This window comes from Enterobacter sp. 301B (genome assembly GCF_003850715.1).
GTDB classification, from domain to species: Bacteria; Pseudomonadota; Gammaproteobacteria; order Enterobacterales; family Enterobacteriaceae; genus Enterobacter; species Enterobacter intestinihominis.
This window is the reverse complement of record NZ_PQTC01000013.1, coordinates 40,567-57,993: the sequence shown is the minus strand read 5'-3', so window position 1 is coordinate 57,993 and position 17,427 is coordinate 40,567. Positions and strand designations below refer to the sequence as shown.

Below are 17,427 nucleotides of genomic sequence, written 5' to 3'. Positions count from 1 at the left end.
TTCAGGCGCTTAAGCGATGTATAGCTATTTGCCAAAACCACTTAAGCGCCTTTCCTGTTTTTTTAATGCTTTTCAATATACATTGTACGACTGTACGCAACATCCTCTGGGTTATTTATCGGATACCCTTTAACCCAGGGCTTAATGAGGCGGCCATTGGTGTATTGATAAATAGGGGCTATCGGCGCTTTCTCGGCGAGGATCTTCTCGGCCATGTTGTAGTCTGCATTACGCGCTTTTTCAGTGGTTTCGAGCGTCGCCTGATGAATAATCTTATCGTAAGCAGGGTCGTTGAACCGTGAGATGTTGCCGGTGTGAGAGGACGTCAGCAGCGACAGGAATGTCGACGGCTCATTGTAATCCCCTACCCACGACGCACGGATCACGTCGAAATTCCCGGTATTGCGGCTGTCGATGTAGGTCTTCCATTCCTGATTCTGCAACTTAACGTCAACACCCAGATTTTTCTTCCACATAGATGCGACGGCAATGGCGATTTTCTGGTGGTTTTCAGACGTGTTGTACAGCAGCGTTAATTTCAGCGGGCGCTGGGGACCATAGCCTGCCGCCTGTAATAACGTTTTCGCCTGAGCATTTAGCTCCTGCTGCGACATCTGCTCAAATGGCGAGATTTCCGGTGTAAAACCGGCAGTGACATCGGGAGTGAAATGCCAGGCCGGTTTCTCACCGGTTCCCAGGACTTTTTCCGCCATAATACGTCTGTCGATAGTCATGCTGAGCGCCAGACGTACGCGGGCATCCGCAGTTGGGCCTTTTTGTGTGTTAAACGCGTAGTAATAGGTCCCAAGCTGTGGCGGTGTATAAACCTGTCCCGGAATATCTTTAAGCAGCTTCTGGTACATGTTTTTCGGAAACGATTCTGTAATATCGATATCGCCCGCCAGATAGCGTTTGGTCGCTGAGGACTCCTGGTTGATCGGCACAAAAGTGACTTTTTTTAGCACCGTGTTGGCGTTATCCCAGTAGTGAGTATTCGGCTCAACCACCAGTTTTTCATTCACCACGCGATCTTTCAGCACATACGCACCGTTGCCGATAAGCGCGCCAGGGCGCGTCCATTCTTTACCGCTTTCCACGTTTGCCTTTTGAACAGGATAGAACGCAAAGCTAGCCGTGAGGTTGCTGAACCATGGCAGCGGTTTATCCAGCTGCACGCGCAGCGTTTTAGCATCGACTGCCGTCACGCCGAGCGTTTCCGGTGCAGCTTTACCATCGATAATGGCCTGCGCATTATTAATACCCGCCAGCGCTGCAAACCAGGCGAAAGGTGACGTAGTTTTAGGATCAACCAGACGACGCCAGCTGTAGACAAAATCTTGTGCCGTCACCGGGGTACCGTCAGACCACTTCGCGTTATCCCGCAACGTAAACGTCCAGACACGGTTATCGTTGCTCTGCCAGCGCGTCGCCACGCCGGGAACCAGCTCCCCTTTTTCGTTCTGATTCACCAGCCCTTCATAAAGGTCGCGGATCACCTGTATCTCGGGTAAACCCACCGCTTTTGCCGGATCGAGCGAGGCGGGTTCATCTTTAATGTGTCGAACCAGCTCCTGCTTTTGCGCCAGCACCGTTCCCCTGGGAACCTCCGCGGCATATGAAAGTGAAGAAAACCCGCACAGCCACAGCGCAGTACAAAGAAGCGAAACAGGATGCTTCATACGATCCCCTTAATGATGTCAGGTAACAGGCAGATGCGTAATTATTTGTTTCGAAACGGAGAAATGCAAATGCTTCCTCAGGAAAGTTGATGTCAGGCAATTTTACACACAGACGGAAACCATTTGATTAAGCGCGGGTTTTGCACAACACTGCCAGAAGCGACTTCATCATCAGGGTTTATTATGGCAACCACCCGACCAAGAACGGAACGCGGCGCCTTCCCGCCCGGGACTGAACATTATGGCCGCTCATTTTTAGGCGCCCCACTGATCTGGTTTCCGGCTCCCGAGCCCGATCGCACTAGCGGCTTAATCATTGCGGGCACACATGGCGATGAAAACTCGTCCATCGTGACGCTTTCGTGCGCGCTACGTACGCTGGCCCCCGATTTACGACGACATCATGTGATTTTGACCGTCAACCCGGACGGATGCCAGCTTGGATTACGGGCGAATGCACGAGGCGTTGACCTTAACAGGAACTTTCCGGCAGCAAACTGGCGTGCCGGTGAAACGGTGTATCGCTGGAACAGTTCGGCGCAGGAACGAGATGTGGTCCTGCTTACGGGAGAAAAACCGGGTTCCGAGCCCGAAACCCAGGCGCTGTGTCAGCTTATTCATAAGATCCACCCGGCCTGGGTTGTCTCTTTCCACGATCCCCTCGCCTGTATTGAAGATCCTCGTCATACAGCGCTCGGGCAGTGGCTGGCGGATGCGTTTGCTCTACCTCTGGTAACCAGCGTCGGGTATGAAACGCCCGGGTCGTTTGGCAGCTGGTGCGCGGACCTCAGTCTTCACTGTATCACCGCAGAGTTTCCGCCTATTTCCTCGGATGAAGCGAGTGAAAAATACCTCAGAGCGATGACAGATCTTCTGCGCTGGCAGCCTCAAAGATGAAGTACGCCGGAGGTAAAACTCAGGGCGGGTGAAACGTCAACCGCCAGCCAGGTTGGGCCATCCAGATCGGCAAAACGCACGCTGTTCACCAGCGGGAGTGCAGCACCGATCGCTCTGGACGTGCACAACATACAGCCCAGCATCAGGGAAAAGCCTTGCGCCTGCGCATCCTTTGCCAGTGACAGGGCCTCGGTTAACCCACCCGTTTTATCCAGCTTGATGTTCACCATCTCGTAGCGGCCCTTGAGGGCTGACAGGCTCTCACGGGTATGACAGCTTTCGTCTGCACAGACGGGAAGCGGATGAATAAAATTCGCCAGCGCGGCATCGTCTTCTGCCGGGAGAGGCTGCTCCAGCATGGCAACGCCCAGATCGGCAAGTAGCTGACAACGGGCTGCCAGCCCTTCGCTGTGCCATGATTCGTTCGCATCGACGATAAGGGTGGCATCAGGTACCGCCGCACGAATGGCGACCATGCGTTCGCTAATCAGACGATCGTCGAGCTTCAACTTTAATAAGGTTGCACCGGTGGCATACAACGCCTGAGCGCTGGCGGCCATTTGCTCTGGTTCACCAATGACCACCGTTTGCGCGGTGACGATCGATTGCGGCAGCGTAACGTCCAGCAGCGAAGGTAGCGGTTTTTGTTGTTTCGCCGCTTCCAGACTCCAGAGTGCGCAGTCAATCGCGTTACGTGCCGCTCCGGCCGGCAACCTCTGCTGAAGAGCCTCACGCGTCAGGCCCGCCTGCAACTCGGGCACCACCGTCATAATTTGCGCCATGACTGACGCCAGGCTTTCTCCGTAGCGAGGATAAGGGGTACATTCCCCGACGCCTTTTACGCCGTCCTCTTCACATTCAACCACGACCACGCAGGCCTCATTACGGCTACCGCGCGAGATCACAAACGGGGTGTGCAATGGCCAGGCTTCTTCATAGACCTTAACGCTTCTCATCACTGACTCCTTGCAGGCCGGAAAGGCAGAAAATTGGTTTGCCGTGCTAACTGTGGATGACATACACTAGCCACGACGTTAACTATTTGTAAACAGGAAGATATCTATGTCACAACTCGTTCATTTCCAGGGCAACCCGGTTGCTGTTGCAGGTTCCATCCCACAGTCTGGCAGCAAAGCACAGCCTTTTACTCTGGTGGCTAAAGATCTGTCTGACGTCACGCTGAGCCAGTTTGCTGGCAAACGTAAAGTCCTGAACATTTTCCCAAGCATCGATACGGGCGTTTGTGCTGCATCAGTGCGTAAATTCAACCAGCTGGCGACCGAAATGGACAACACCGTGGTGCTGTGCATTTCTGCTGACCTGCCGTTTGCCCAGTCTCGTTTCTGCGGCGCTGAAGGCCTGAGCAACGTCATCACCCTTTCCACTCTGCGCAGCCCGGATTTCCTGGAAAAATACGGTGTTGCCATTTCCGAAGGCGCGCTGAAAGGTCTGGCTGCTCGTGCGGTGCTGGTGATCGACGAAAACGACAACGTTGTTTTCAGTGAGCTGGTTAACGAAATCACTACCGAACCGGATTACACCGCTGCACTTGAGGCGCTTAAAGCCTAAACGTAAAAAAGCCTCTGCAAAGAGGCTTTTTTATTTATTCGTCACCCTTCTTCTGATTTAACCCATACTCGCGCAGCTTATTCGCAATCGCGGTATGTGACACCCCAAGACGTTTAGCCAGCTTGCGCGTGCTCGGATAGCTGCGATAAAGCTGCGTTAACACCGAACGCTCGAAACGGCTGGTGATGTCATCCAGCGAGCCTTCCATTGCCTCTTCGCCTACCGAGACCGTCCCGGCATCGTAATCCGGCAAGAGAATATCCTGAGGACGCAGTTCATACCCTTCAAGCTGAGTTAATGCGCGATAGACCGCATTTTTTAGCTGACGAATATTGCCCGGCCAGCCGTAACGCGTCAGCACGGTACCCAGGTCGGCAGAGAGCTTCGGACGCGGCACGCCCTGCTCGTCGGCAAAACGGGCGACGAACAGTTCCGTCAACGGCATGATGTCCTGCGGGCAATCGCGCAGCGGCGGAATATTGAGCGTCAGAACGTTGAGACGATAGTAGAGATCTTCGCGGAATACCCCTTTCTGCACCAGCTCCACCAGGTTTTTCTGGGTGGCGCAGATGACGCGTACATCCACGTGCACTTCATTATCTTCCCCCACGCGGCGGAACGTACCGTCATTGAGAAAACGCAGCAGTTTCGCCTGCATGCGTGGCGACATTTCACCAATCTCGTCCAGCAACACCGAGCCGCCATTCGCCTGTTCAAAGAAGCCTTTTTTGCCTTCCGGCGCATGCCCGAACAGTTCACTTTCCACCGCATCTTCAGGAATAGACGCGCAGTTCAGCGCCAGATACGGTTTTGCCGCACGCGGGCTGGCCATATGCACAGCATGCGCCAGCAGATCTTTCCCCGTACCGGTATCCCCGGTAATCAGCAGCGGTGCCGTAAGATTTGCCAGCTTGCGCGCCTGGTCGAGCACGTGACGCATCTTCGGGCTCACCGCAATAATCTGGCTGAATGCGCCGACGTCCTGGCTGGAAAGGTTCTGTAACTGGCGTCCCATGCGCACCGTGGAGCGCAGCATGATTACCGCGCCGGTGAGCACCCGCGCGGCATTTTCCCCTTTCAGGTAGACCGGCGTGATCTCCATCAGGAAATTCTGTCCATTGATGACGACGTGCTCGCTATGGGTATTTTGCGGGTTGCTGTCCAGCCAGCGCTGGAAATTAAAACCTGGGATCAATTGCGTGGCGTGATGACCGATAAGCTTTTCCTGAGTCTGCGCAAACAGCTGGCAACTGGCCTGGTTAACGCGCTCGACTTTGTTTTTCAGATCGAGAGAGAGAAACGGCTCCGGCATTGCTTCCAGCAGTGCGCTCAGCGCAAGGTGTTCCCGCTCGGATGGCATCCAGGGGATGGTGCGTACATCCGTAACGCCAGCGATACGGCGGATTTCGGCCATCAGGCTACTGAAGGTATTAAATTCAATTTCGGCAAAATTGAGGTAAATTCGCCCGACAGGGTCGATCTCTATGCCACGTAAATCAATGCTACGTAAAACAAGAAGATCGAGTAACTCGCGGGTCAGACCGAGACGGTCCTCACAAAAGACTTCCAGACGCATGGGAAATTCACCGTTTAAGCCAATAACAGTAAAATGATATGTCAGATCACGGTATTCGGGAAGGTGGCTGTCAACAAATATTGACAGCCCGCACGATTAGTAAACAAAACCTCACTGAGCAGGTTTTTTATTGAGCGTCTCTTTAAGCTGGCCAATCAATTCGCGACGGAAATCCCCCAGCCGCGGCTTATCGCCATCGATCCAGGGGAGTGGACGACAAACCTCCATCGCTTTTATTCCTAAGCGTGCCGTAAGCAGACCGGCACCAATCCCCTGCGCCGCCCGGGCAGAGAGACGGGCCGCAAGATCCTGCGACATCCAGTCCATCCCGACCTCCCGCACCAGTTCGCTTGCCCCGGCGAAGGCGATATTCAGCAATACCAGTTTGAACAGGCGCAGCCGACTGTAATAGCCAAGCTCAATGCCATACAGTCTGGCGATGCGGTTGATCAGGCGCAGGTTGCGCCAGGCGATAAAGGCCATGTCCACCATCGCCAGCGGACTGACGGCGATCATCAGGGTAGATTCCGCCGCCGAGCGGCTGATCTCACGACGAGCCTGCGCATCCAGCACCGGCTGAACAATGTGGGCATAGAGCGTGACCACTTCCTGGTCATTCTGGGTTTCGTGGATCGCCGCATACCAGCGCTGAAGCGCCGGGTGAGAGTGATCAATCCCGGCCTGAGCCGCAAGCTTTTCACAAAAAGCACGCCCTTTTCCTGTGCCGTGACTGTGCAGCAGATCCCGCGCTTCATCGCGTTCGTGGGCACGCTGACGCAAACGCCAGAGGCGACGCCACTCGGTGACGACTGAGCCAACGCCCGCACCAACAATCAACGCCCCGGCGGCGCATCCCCCCAGCGCCACCCAGTCCTGCGTTTGCCAGGCATTGACGCCCCACTGCACGCCCTGACCGATTACGCTCACACCAAAAAGGGCTAACCCGGCGGTCACCATCTTGCGCCACAGGCTGCGTTTCGGGCGCAGTGCCGCATCAACAACCGCTTCCGCCTGCCCCTCTTCAACCATCGGTTCGTCTGCCAGCACGGGAGCAAAGTTGTCGGCCTGCGGCCCGCTGAAGGTTTGCGCCGTTTTAAACGCCTCATGCGGGGACTGCTCAAGCTGGCCGGTAAAATCAATGCGGGGTTTTAACGGTTCCGTCATCGCAATTTATCTCCAATTAAAAACTCCAGCGCGGCATCCAGACGGATATGCGGCAATGGCTGGTCAACGTTCATGCTCTGCGGACGGAAGTCTTCGAACTGAAAACCCTGTCTTTGCCAGAAAGCCTGGCCCGGCAAACGCGGGGGAACTTCGCCCGGATAGACCGTGAGCGGCTCACCGTCGCTGAGTCGGTTGCCCCGCAGGGCCGGAATTTTCTCGCCATTCACATCAATCAACCCACTCTGCGTAGCCTGTACGGACGCCAGACCCAGACAATCCATACTAATCCCTTCGAACGCCGCGTTCTGCCAGGCATCCTGCACCAGCTGTTGCAGCAGGGATACCATGTTGGCGTGCTGATCGACCGTCACATGATCAGCTTTTGTGGCGGCAAACAGCAGCTTGTCGATGACCGGCGAGAATAAACGGCGAAACAGCGTACGCTGGCCATAATGAAAACTTTGCATCAGCTGCGTCAGCGCCAGCCGCATATCATTGAACGCCTGCGGCCCGCTGTTGAGGGGTTGCAGGCAGTCCACCAGCACGATCTGGCGGTCAAAGCGTAAAAAATGATTTTTATAAAAACCCTTAACCACCTTCTCACAGTAATAATTGTATCGCTCGCGGAGCATACCGGCGTTAGTGGTCTTGTCTGCCTGTGCCAGCTTCGATTCGCCGATGCGGTCAACGTCCGGCCACGGGAAAAACTGTAGCGCGGGAGCACCGGCTAGATCTCCCGGCAGAACAAAACGGCCAGGCTGAATAAAATGCAGCCCTTCCTGCTTGCACTGATGCAGGTAATCCGTCCAGGCCTGGGCTATGACGGCCAGACGGTTTTCATCCGCCGGCGCCAGCGGATCCAGCCCTTCGCAAAGCTGGCGCCATTTGGTCGACCACTCTGCCCGCTGCCCCTGCAACAGACCGGTCATCTGTCGGGACCAGCTCAGGTAATCCTGCGCCAGCATCGGTAAATCGAGCAGCCATTCTCCCGGATAATCCACAATTTCGAGATACAGCGTGGACGTTTCTTTAAAGTGACGCATCAGGGATTCATTCGAGCGAAAACGAAGCGCAAGGCGAATTTCGCTCACGCCACGCGTCGGGGTGGGCCAGGCGGGAGGCTCCCCGTATAACTGTGCCAGACCTTCATCATAGGTGAAACGGGGGATGCCAAAATCACGTTGCGGTACGCGTTTTACGCCTAACAATCGCTCCTCGCGCACCGCGCTAAGCAGTGGCAGGCGCGCCCCAGCATGCAGGTTCAACAGCTGATTGACCATCGCCGTAATGAATGCCGTCTTACCGCTGCGGCTCAGCCCGGTAACGGCAAGACGCAGATGGCGATCAACGCCACGGTTCACCAGAGAATTGAATTCGTTTTTAAGTCGCTTCATCGCCGTCCTTCATTGTCTGGAACCCTGAACAAAGTCACTTCAGAATACAGTAAATTGGGGCAGATCGTTGATTATCAATTCTTAATTATTGCTATTGCCGTTTTCTCTCCAGTAAGATGGACGCAATTGCTGTCCGTCTGGAGTGAGTAAGGTGTATGTCACCCACCATCTATGATATTGCCCGCGTTGCTGGCGTTTCGAAATCAACCGTGTCACGCGTTCTGAATAAACAAACGAATATTTCTCCTGAAGCGCGTGAAAAGGTGTTGAAGGCGATAGATGAGTTAAATTACCAACCTAATAAACTTGCCCGCGCACTCACCTCTTCTGGCTTCGACGCCATTATGGTTATTTCGACCCGCTCAACCAAGACCACTGCAGGAAATCCCTTTTTCTCAGATGTACTGCATGCCATTACGGCAAAAGCAGAAGAAGAAGGTTTTGATGTTATTTTACAAACATCCAAAAGCAGTGAAGATGATCTGCAAAAATGCGTGGGTAAAATAAAGCAGAAGATGATCAAAGGCATCATCATGCTAAGCTCGCCGGCGAACGAGTCGTTTTTCTCGACGCTGGATGAATACGGTGTGCCCGTGGTCGTCATTGGTAAAGTGGAAGGAAATTACCAGAATATCTATTCTGTCGACACGGATAATTTCCGCGACAGCGCCATATTAACAGACTCGTTTATCACGCATGGCCGCACCAAAATTGCCTGTCTGCATGCCCCGCTCGATTATCACGTCTCTATCGATCGCCTGGCGGGTTATAAATTCAGCCTTGAGAAACACGGCATCGAAATTAACCCGACCTGGGTTATCGATGGCGGCTATACCCATGAAAGCGCGCTTCAGGCGGCCTGCCAGCTACTCTCCTCAGACAACCCGCCCGATGCGGTTTTTGCGACTGACAGCATGAAATTGCTGAGTCTTTATCGTGCCGCGGATGCGCTAAATCTGGCGATCCCGGAACAGGTCGCAATGGCAGGATACAGCGACCCGATGCTATCTCTCATTTTAACCCCTGCACCAGGCGGCTTTGATATCCCCACGAAAAAGCTGGGCGAAGAGAGCTGCGATTTGTTGTTCAGGTGCATTGCGGATAAACCTGCGCCGCATAAGGTATTGGTTGAAACACATTTTTCAGATGCAGCTTCGTTACGCTAAAAACCAGGGGCAAACGCCCCTGGTATAACGTCATCAGAACGCGTAATTGACGCCGACACCCGCATAGTGGAAGCGGTCGCTCTCGCCTTCGTCATGATTTTCCCATTCGTAGGCATACTCAAGCGTCATTGAAAGGCCATTCGCAAAGTCGTAAGCATAGAGCAGACCCAGTCGATTGAAGTCATGCCCTTCACGAGTTGGATCGTCCTGCCAGTCCCAGTTTGACCAGCGATCGAGCCCCAGACGGGTGTAAGGTGTAAGCGTTGTCTGGCCTAATGAAACAGGCAGGTAGGCACGAATCTCCTGGGTGGAGAATTCACCGTTATTACGTGAACTGTCCATATTGAAGCCACGCTCTAAATAGTAGTTAACTTTTGCAGAGACGGTTTCGTTTATTGTCCAGGTAAATCCGGTTTCCGTTTCGACGCGGCTGTCAGAATAACCGGTTTTTCCCAGGTCATTCGCAAACTGGTACATGGCAAACCAACCGCCAAAACGCCAGTCATCTGTTAATTTCACATCCCAGTCAGGCTGAATTTTATAGCGCTGCATATTAGCACTACCGTCTTTCGCACCGTGCTCATCTTTAAAATGATATCCATAATTACGGAATCCGCCCGTAAGACCCAGCGTAAAATCCTCTGTGCCAATGAAGCGATACCGTAATTCAAATTCAGGACGATCGAAATAGGTGCCGCGCGTCATGCTGCTGTAATCAACCGGGCCTTCCTGATACATCGCCAGTGAAATTGTCCACGCATCATACGTGGCGTTAAACCACACGGAAGGTTCATATAATCCATCTTTATCGTCGCCCTGACCTTCGACGTTTTCAATTTCATACATGGCACCAATATTAAATTCCCACTGTTTGGTTGACTCTGTTGCTTGCGCGCAGCTTACCCCTGCGCACAGAACGAGCGCAGCACTTCTTAGTAGAGTACTCATTAAAATATTCCTTTATAATTAACATACAAAAAAACCGGAAACTTTCATTTCCGGCGAATACCTTTCTTATCTAATAGCTGCTTCAGTATCAGCATCGAAGAAATGGCACTTACTCATATCAAACTGGATGCCGATATTATCTCCGGCAACGTAATCATCCGCCGCTCCCGCACGGACAACCAGTTCATGCCCACCCACGGTGGCATAAAGCATAAATTCAGCCCCGGTCAGCTCAGCAACGCTGATCTTCGCCGTGATGTTTTCGCCGCTTCGCTGTGCGGTGAGAATATCTTCCGGACGGATCCCAAAGACGACCGCTTTGCGCTGGTAACCTTGCGCATTCAGTACGGCCAGCTTCTCCTCCGGGATCTCCAGACGCAGCGTTTCCGTCACGAAGTATCGGTCGTCGATCGCGCCACGAATGAAGTTCATCGCAGGTGAACCAATAAAGCCTGCAACGAACATATTCGCCGGCTCGTTGTAAACCTGCTTCGGCGCGCCCACCTGCTGAATGATGCCGTCTTTTAAAATCACAATACGCGTCGCCATCGTCATGGCTTCCGTCTGATCGTGCGTCACGTAAATCATGGTGGTGTTGAGCTTCTGGTGCAGCTTGCTGATTTCAGCGCGCATCTGTACACGAAGCTTGGCATCAAGGTTTGACAGCGGTTCATCCATCAGGAAAACCCCGGCTTCACGCACTATCGCCCTGCCTAACGCCACGCGCTGACGCTGACCACCTGACAATGCGCCAGGTTTACGCTGGAGATAGTCGCGTAAACCCAGGATCTGGGCCGCCCAGCTAACACGTTCTTCGATGATAGAAGGTGCTATTTTTTGCATCTTCAGGCCAAACGCCATGTTGTCGTAGACCGTCATATGCGGATAGAGCGCATAGTTCTGGAAGACCATTGCGATATCACGGGACTTGGCGGGAACTTCATTCATACAAACCCCGTCAATAATCAGTTCACCTGCGCTGATCTCCTCAAGGCCGGCAATCATTCGCAGCGTCGTGGATTTCCCACAGCCCGATGGACCGACGAAGACGATAAATTCTTTATCTTCAATCTCGAGATTGAAATCCTTAACCACGTGGACCTGGTTATCATAGATTTTCTGAATGTGTTTCAGAGACAGTTGAGCCATTATTAATTCCTTATCAATACGCCCGGGATGCCCAGAACGCCGTCAGGCGTTCCCAGGTCAGTTCCTGCGTTGAATGAAGTTGTAATCCCGCATGGTTCAGGCCAGGCCCAATCCCGACCGACAGCATTCCTGCGGCGTTGATCGCATCTACCCCTGCGGCGGCATCTTCGATACCAATGGCCTCTTCAGGACGCACGTTCAGTCCTTTACAGGCTGCAAGGAAGATCTCCGGGTCCGGCTTTGAGCGGCAAATGCGCGAAGCATCGGCGCAAAAATCGAAAGCCTGATGAATACCCAACGCGTGCAAAATCCCAGGGGCATTAAGCGATACGGATGCCAGCCCAATTTTGACCTTCGCGGCGCGAATATCCGCCAGCACGTCGCGAATACCCGGGAGCAGCGAATCCTGCGTCAGTGATGCCAGCGACTGGACGTAAAGCGCGTTTTTTTTCGTTGCCAGCGCCAGGCGCTGCTCGTCACTAAACATCCCCTCTTTCCCGCCATGTTTCAGAATGCGCTGGAGGGAGTCCATACGGCTTATTCCCTTCAGCTGTTCGTTAAATACTTCATCGAAGGTAATACCAATCTCCTCCGCCACGGAGCGCCAGGCCAGAAAGTGAAGATGCGCGGTATCGGTGATCACCCCGTCCAGATCGAATACAACAGCGTTAAGCGTCATGGCGCCCCTCCGTGGTAGCGGTCCCATTAACAGGTGCAAGAAAGTCCTTATGCGCGCAGACTTTTCGCCCTGATACGTGCAGCGTTTTACCCCACAGCGTCAACGTGACAGGTGCGGTAGTCTCAATGGTTAACTGGTCATTTTCACAGGTAATGTGCATTGTTGCGTCCCGCCACCGCAGCGGGAAGGCGAGTTTCTGCCAGTGAACAGGCAGTTTCGGTGAAAGATGCAGCTCCCCTTCGCTAATGTGCAGGCCAGCAAACCCCTGAATAGCGCCCAACCAGATCGCACCGGTGGCGGCAGCATGAATACCGTCATCACTGCTGTGTGGGTCGTCCCCCAGGTCGATGGCGATACCGTCACGCCAGAAGGCATACGCCCCCTCGGTGTCACCGCAGCGTGCGAGCACAATGCCGTGAATCGCTTTACTCAGGGATGAATCATGAATCGTACGTGGCTCGTAGAACGCCAGATTGGCGGCACATTGCTGCGGCGTAAACCGTTCCGGCAGCAGGTAGTTAAGCATCACCACATCGGCCTGCTTCAGGATCTGCATCTCGTTCACTTCCGCGCGAGAGTAATCAAGCAGAATGGTTTGCTTACCCGCTTTGGCTTTATAGCGGCTCAGATCGATGGCAGGTTTTGCCATGAAGGTATCATCCTGCGGGATCACACCGTCTGCGTCGGCCTCTGGCAGCCACAGGCGCGCCAGGAACTTCCCGGCATTCTCCGTAAAACGCGCATCTTCACGGCCAAACATCGCCATAAACTGACGCGCGCAGGCAACGTTGTGCCAGGCCAGATAGTTGGTGTAGGCGTTGTTGTTGACATGCTCGGTGTATTCATCCGGTCCGATCACGTCATGGATCTCAAGACGACCATTGATTTCCGTCGCGCGTCCCATCCAGAACGAAGCGGTTTCCATCAGTAGCGTCAGCCCCTCATTCCGCATAAAGGCATCGTCGTGTGTTGCCTGCCAGTAAGCGACCACGGCCCAGGCGATATCAGCCACGATGTGATGTTCAGCGAGTGCGGAAGCCACCTTCTGGCGAACCCCGGTGCGGATGTTAATGGCCGCGAATTCTGGCGTCTCTTCCTGTCCGCTGGCCGCACTTTCCCACGGGAACAATGCACCCGGCCAACCGTTACGGCGCGCTTTTTCCCGTGCGCCTGCCAGATTAAGCCAACGATAGCGTAGCAGGCTGCGGGCAATCTGCGGGCGGGTAAACAGATGGAACGGCAGCAGGAAAATTTCGGTATCCCAGAAGACGTGCCCCTTGTACCCCTCACCCGTCAGCCCTTTCGCCGCAATACTGCTTCGCTCATCATGAGCAGGCGTCATTGTCGTCAGATGCCAGACGGCGTAATCCAGCGCCAGCTGATCCTGTTGCTCTGTGGAAGTCACTTCCACACGTGCGTCGCGCCAGACATCTTTCCAGGCATACGCTGAGCTTTCAAGCAACGCCTCATAACCTCTTGCCGCACAGACTTTAAGATCGGCCAGCGCGTTGCGCGCGAATGACTCCTGCGACAGCGCTTTCTCGCTACGATGAGCCACCCAGACGATCTTCTCAAGCGTGACAGTGTCACCTCGAGCAATCGTCAGCGAATGATGCACGCTGAGACGGCGGTTTTTGGCGGTGAAACAGCTGTCGCTCTTCGTAGAGAGCTGGCAAAACGCCGAAACCACAACCTCAGATGCACGGTCCTGCGTTTCATACACGCCCTGCATGTAGTGCTGGTCAAAGATCCTGACCGAGATTTCATCCAGATGCTGTCTGCCGCTGTTCGTTTGTGTCGCATCTATGCCGGTTTTCAGCACGGCCTGAGCGTCGCCATCAAGCGGTGTGATCGAGAACTGCATTGCCACTAAGGGCAACTGGTCCAGCGAAACAAAACGACGGCTCTCCAGCCGATAACGTTTCCCGTCGGGTGCACGCCAGACAACGTTGCGATGCAGTTCGCCGTTAGCAAAGGCCAGCTCGCGCTGCCATTCAAGAATTTCGCCTGACAGGAGCGTGAAATTGACGCCATCAAGCTCAACATCAATACCGGTGATATCCGGCAGATTGACCAGCTCAGTAGTCTCGTTGCGACCCGCGCAATGATAAAGCCCCGCGAGATACATGCCTCTGGTCTGCTGGGTGTAATCTTCTTCATGCGTAGCGCGAATGCCCATGTATCCATTCCCGCATGACATGACAGAGGCATATTTGTTCAGGCTGTGAGGACAAAAGCCCGGATCGTTTAATACAGACACGTTCAGCATAATGTCACGCTTTCCCCTGTTTCTGCTGATTCATAAAGCGCGGCAACAAGCTGTTGTATAACCAGACCCTGTTCTGCGTCAGCGATCATAACGTGCTCTCCCAGCACATGACGCACGAAGGCATCCATACTGCGCAGATGGCGCTGATCGTCCGCCTCTTCACGATGGATAAGGGTTTCTAAAACACCGGCTTCGTCGTTATAGATATGCGCCGGGAACAGCGTTGCGCCTGCCTTATCACCGCAGAAAGAGACGTTCATGATGGACTGCTCGCGGATGTTAAGCGCAAAGGAGGTGTCCAGACGCAGAACGCCGCCGTTGCAGAATTCAATCGTGCCAAACAGGGCATCTTCCACGGTAAACTGCGTAGGATCCCATTCGCCAAACTGACCGGTGTGTTTCCGGTTCCCCAGTCTCTGGAAGCTGTGTGCGGTTACCCGCTTCACAGCCGGGAAGCCCAACACGTACATCGCAGCATCCAGCATATGAATGCCGATATCGATAAGCGGCCCGCCACCCTGGAGCGATTTATTGGTGAAAACGCCCCACCCCGGCACACCGCAGCGACGCAGCGCCTGCGCGGAAGTGAAGTAAATTTCACCGAGTGTGCCGTTCATTACCGCATCGCGCAGGAGCTGGGTGTCCAGGGCAAAGCGATGATGAAAATCATACGCAAGGACTTTTCCTGCCTTGCGCGCCGCGATGCGCATCTGGTCGGCCTGTTCCGGCGTCATTGCCGGCGGCTTTTCACACATCACATGGCAACCCGCTTCGAGAGCCGCCATCACATGTTCAAAATGGAACCGGTTAGGCGAACAGACGCTCACCACATCCGGTTTTACTTTCTGCAACATCTCGTGAGCGTCCTGCCATGCCGATGGAATGGCATAACGTTCCGCGAACGCCTGTGCCTGCTCAAGGCGGCTGTCCATGACAGCCACCATTTGAACATCACTGCGCGTGGCGTAATACGAGGCATGCACTTTGTCTGCAACCTGCCCGGCGCCAATGATGGCGACGCGCAGAGGCAAAGGTGTAGAAGCACTCATCACGCTCGTCATCCTTAGCATTCACGCAGGTAATTGAGTGAGTCCTGATAGGCTTGAGCCGGATCGTCGGCACGAACCCGGCACTCGTACACCACATAACCCTGATAGTTATCAGCACGCAGCTGACCGAACAGGCTGGCGAAATCGAGGCTGCCGCTGCCCGGCTGATAGCGGTGGTTATCAGCAATGTGCACATGACCCAGCAGGTCGCGGTTGTGATGCAGCGCTTCCGTCAGTGAGTCTTCTTCAATGTTCATGTGGTAGAAATCACCGATGATCTGCACGTGCTTCAGGCCGTTCTCTTCGATATAACGACGCGCGTCGGCCAGGGTGTTGATCATATGATCCTGATAGCGGTTCAGCGGCTCCAGGTAGACGGTAGTACCGGTGCGCGCTGCTACCTCATCCAGCCAGCGCAGGGAAGCGCTGACCGCTTTGCGATCGCCATCCAGGCTACGTGGCGAAGTCATTGGCGGCAGACGGAAGGTAAACATCCCCCAGGCAGCCGGAACAATAATCCCTTTGCCGCCCACTTCTGCCAGCGCTTCCAGAATGCGTTCAATCTGCTGGAGACCGTTCAGGCGGCGTTCTTCGATGAAATCCCCGATCCAGCCATCGTATCCGCCACACGCCGTCGTAACCGGCAGACCGGTGGCTTTGACAGCGGCTTTCACTTCGTCGAGATGTTCAACCAGCAGTCGGCCATCAATTTCATAGCCATCAAATCCCATCGCTTTGATATATTTGAATTTTTCCATGATAGTGGTCGGAAAAAAGGCCTGGTTTTGTGTTGCGATTTTCATGATTTGCTGTCCTTAGCTTAAAAAGTAACGCCCATTTTGATACTGAGTTCCGGGTGCTGATCGACATACTTCATGTAGCTTTCCGGGCTGGTGGTGAAGGTGACGACCGGGTCGATCAGATCTTCACAATTGAGATAACCGTTCATCAGCAATTCCCAGCAGGTCTCTTCAATACGCTTGCGACTCCAGCGTGGATAATCCGGGTTGGGTTCACTGCATGCGCGGGAGAAGACAATCTTCGCGTTGTTGAAGTGTGCTTCGCGGCCCAGGTTGAAGCCTGCCGCAAAAGGTTTGGCGAAAGCCACGTAAGAGATCGTGCCGCCGTAGGCGAGTCCGCGCAGCGCAGATTGCAGCGCATCTGCAAAGCCGCTGGTTTCGATGATCACATCCGCGCCCTGCTTGCCGGTCAGTTTCTTAATTTCAAGACCGACATCGGTACCGATTGGGTTCAGGCAGTGGTCTGCACCGTGACGGCGGGCGATCTCACAGCGATGTTCAATAGGATCGACACCAATAACCACTGACGCGCCAGCTTTTTTCGCCAGCTGAATCGCAATCTGGCCAATAGCGCCCAGCCCGACAACTACAACGAAATCCCCTACGCGGACGTTAGCATCACGCACGCCGCTCATGGCAAACTGAGCCGGATCGTAACAAACAGCGTTTTTCCAGGATGCGCCCTGTGGCATTTTGCGCAGCTTATAGTTGTTCACCGCGTTGACGATGACCGTTTCCTGCAATGGGCCGTAGCAGCAAACGCTGTCGCCGATCTGGTATTCCGTTACGTCCGCACCACATTCGATGATGTCGCCGACGATCATGTTTCCCAGCTGGAATTTACCAAATTCGATGCCGCGTGCTGCCCCCTCTTCACGTGGGGTAAACATCTGCCACTCGGCGTTAAACTCTTCATCAATGAACGGGCTTGCCGCGCGGAAATCCACAACTTCGGTGCCGTGTTTCGGGGCGCCATAACGGGCACGAATTTTCACTTCATGTGCTGCAACAGGACGATCTTCGTATTCCACCAGCGCCGCTACACGAGGCGCTGTCGCAACTAATTTTTTCATGACTCACTCCTTGTT

At 54.1% G+C, this 17,427-nt stretch carries 15 protein-coding genes; 3 read left to right on the top strand and 12 right to left on the bottom strand.

Annotated elements, in window-relative coordinates; translation table 11 throughout:
* Positions 1–62 precede the first annotated feature (62 nt).
* On the bottom strand, positions 63–1,679 hold the full coding sequence (locus tag C3451_RS15280; RefSeq protein ID WP_023300237.1) for a peptide ABC transporter substrate-binding protein: 1,617 nt from the start codon (positions 1,677–1,679) through the stop codon (positions 63–65).
* Positions 1,680–1,862: 183 nt separating this feature from the next.
* Between C3451_RS15280 and mpaA the strand changes: the two genes are divergently transcribed.
* Positions 1,863–2,576, top strand: a complete 714-nt coding sequence (gene mpaA, locus C3451_RS15275) for a murein tripeptide amidase MpaA (RefSeq protein WP_022648287.1) — start codon at positions 1,863–1,865, stop codon at positions 2,574–2,576.
* Here the strand turns inward: mpaA and ycjG are convergent.
* Positions 2,567–3,532 (bottom strand): L-Ala-D/L-Glu epimerase, encoded by a 966-nt coding sequence (gene ycjG, locus C3451_RS15270; protein ID WP_032624144.1) that lies wholly within the window; start codon positions 3,530–3,532, stop codon positions 2,567–2,569. The genes mpaA and ycjG overlap by 10 nt on opposite strands.
* Positions 3,533–3,638: 106 nt before the next feature.
* Here ycjG and tpx point away from each other — a divergent pair, with 106 nt between their 5' ends.
* Positions 3,639–4,145, top strand: a complete 507-nt coding sequence (tpx, locus tag C3451_RS15265) for a thiol peroxidase (protein ID WP_003856889.1) — start codon at positions 3,639–3,641, stop codon at positions 4,143–4,145.
* Positions 4,146–4,179: 34 nt separating this feature from the next.
* On the opposite strand, the gene tyrR is transcribed toward tpx, so the two are convergent.
* The 3 genes from tyrR to C3451_RS15250 all read right to left on the bottom strand — a co-directional run bounded on the left by tyrR (position 4,180) and on the right by C3451_RS15250 (position 8,279).
* Complete coding sequence (tyrR, locus tag C3451_RS15260) at positions 4,180–5,721, bottom strand: transcriptional regulator TyrR (protein ID WP_045621584.1); 1,542 nt, start codon at positions 5,719–5,721, stop codon at positions 4,180–4,182.
* Positions 5,722–5,832: 111 nt separating this feature from the next.
* Positions 5,833–6,885, bottom strand: a complete 1,053-nt coding sequence (locus tag C3451_RS15255; RefSeq protein ID WP_032669702.1) for a YcjF family protein — start codon at positions 6,883–6,885, stop codon at positions 5,833–5,835.
* Complete coding sequence (locus tag C3451_RS15250) at positions 6,882–8,279, bottom strand: YcjX family protein (protein WP_045621583.1); 1,398 nt, start codon at positions 8,277–8,279, stop codon at positions 6,882–6,884. Before C3451_RS15250 ends, C3451_RS15255 begins: the two co-directional genes overlap by 4 nt.
* Before the next feature lie 155 nt (positions 8,280–8,434).
* Between C3451_RS15250 and C3451_RS15245 the strand changes: the two genes are divergently transcribed.
* Entirely contained in the window at positions 8,435–9,445 is a 1,011-nt protein-coding gene (locus tag C3451_RS15245; RefSeq protein ID WP_022648292.1) for a LacI family DNA-binding transcriptional regulator, read from the top strand.
* 33 nt (positions 9,446–9,478) lie between these two features.
* Here C3451_RS15245 and C3451_RS15240 read toward each other — a convergent pair whose 3' ends face one another.
* The 7 genes from C3451_RS15240 to C3451_RS15210 all read right to left on the bottom strand — a co-directional run bounded on the left by C3451_RS15240 (position 9,479) and on the right by C3451_RS15210 (position 17,412).
* A complete protein-coding gene (locus tag C3451_RS15240) occupies positions 9,479–10,393 on the bottom strand; it encodes an OmpG family monomeric porin (protein WP_023300241.1) in 915 nt (304 codons plus the stop codon).
* Between the two features lie 66 nt (positions 10,394–10,459).
* Positions 10,460–11,542 (bottom strand): ABC transporter ATP-binding protein, encoded by a 1,083-nt coding sequence (locus tag C3451_RS15235; protein WP_045621581.1) that lies wholly within the window; start codon positions 11,540–11,542, stop codon positions 10,460–10,462.
* A 13-nt stretch (positions 11,543–11,555) separates the two neighbouring features.
* On the bottom strand, positions 11,556–12,221 hold the full coding sequence (gene pgmB / locus C3451_RS15230) for a beta-phosphoglucomutase (protein ID WP_045621580.1): 666 nt from the start codon (positions 12,219–12,221) through the stop codon (positions 11,556–11,558).
* The gene (locus tag C3451_RS15225) at positions 12,211–14,490 is read right to left on the bottom strand and encodes a glycoside hydrolase family 65 protein (RefSeq protein ID WP_045621579.1); all 2,280 of its coding nucleotides are present in this window, start codon (positions 14,488–14,490) and stop codon (positions 12,211–12,213) included. Before C3451_RS15225 ends, pgmB begins: the two co-directional genes overlap by 11 nt.
* On the bottom strand, positions 14,484–15,542 hold the full coding sequence (locus C3451_RS15220) for a Gfo/Idh/MocA family oxidoreductase (protein ID WP_088581801.1): 1,059 nt from the start codon (positions 15,540–15,542) through the stop codon (positions 14,484–14,486). The genes C3451_RS15225 and C3451_RS15220 overlap by 7 nt, the downstream gene beginning before the upstream one ends.
* Before the next feature lie 11 nt (positions 15,543–15,553).
* Positions 15,554–16,342 (bottom strand): sugar phosphate isomerase/epimerase, encoded by a 789-nt coding sequence (locus C3451_RS15215; protein WP_045621577.1) that lies wholly within the window; start codon positions 16,340–16,342, stop codon positions 15,554–15,556.
* A 17-nt stretch (positions 16,343–16,359) separates the two neighbouring features.
* Positions 16,360–17,412 carry a zinc-binding alcohol dehydrogenase gene (locus C3451_RS15210; RefSeq protein ID WP_015570403.1) on the bottom strand — a complete coding sequence of 351 codons (1,053 nt, stop codon included), beginning with the start codon at positions 17,410–17,412 and terminating at the stop codon, positions 16,360–16,362.
* Positions 17,413–17,427 lie beyond the last annotated feature (15 nt).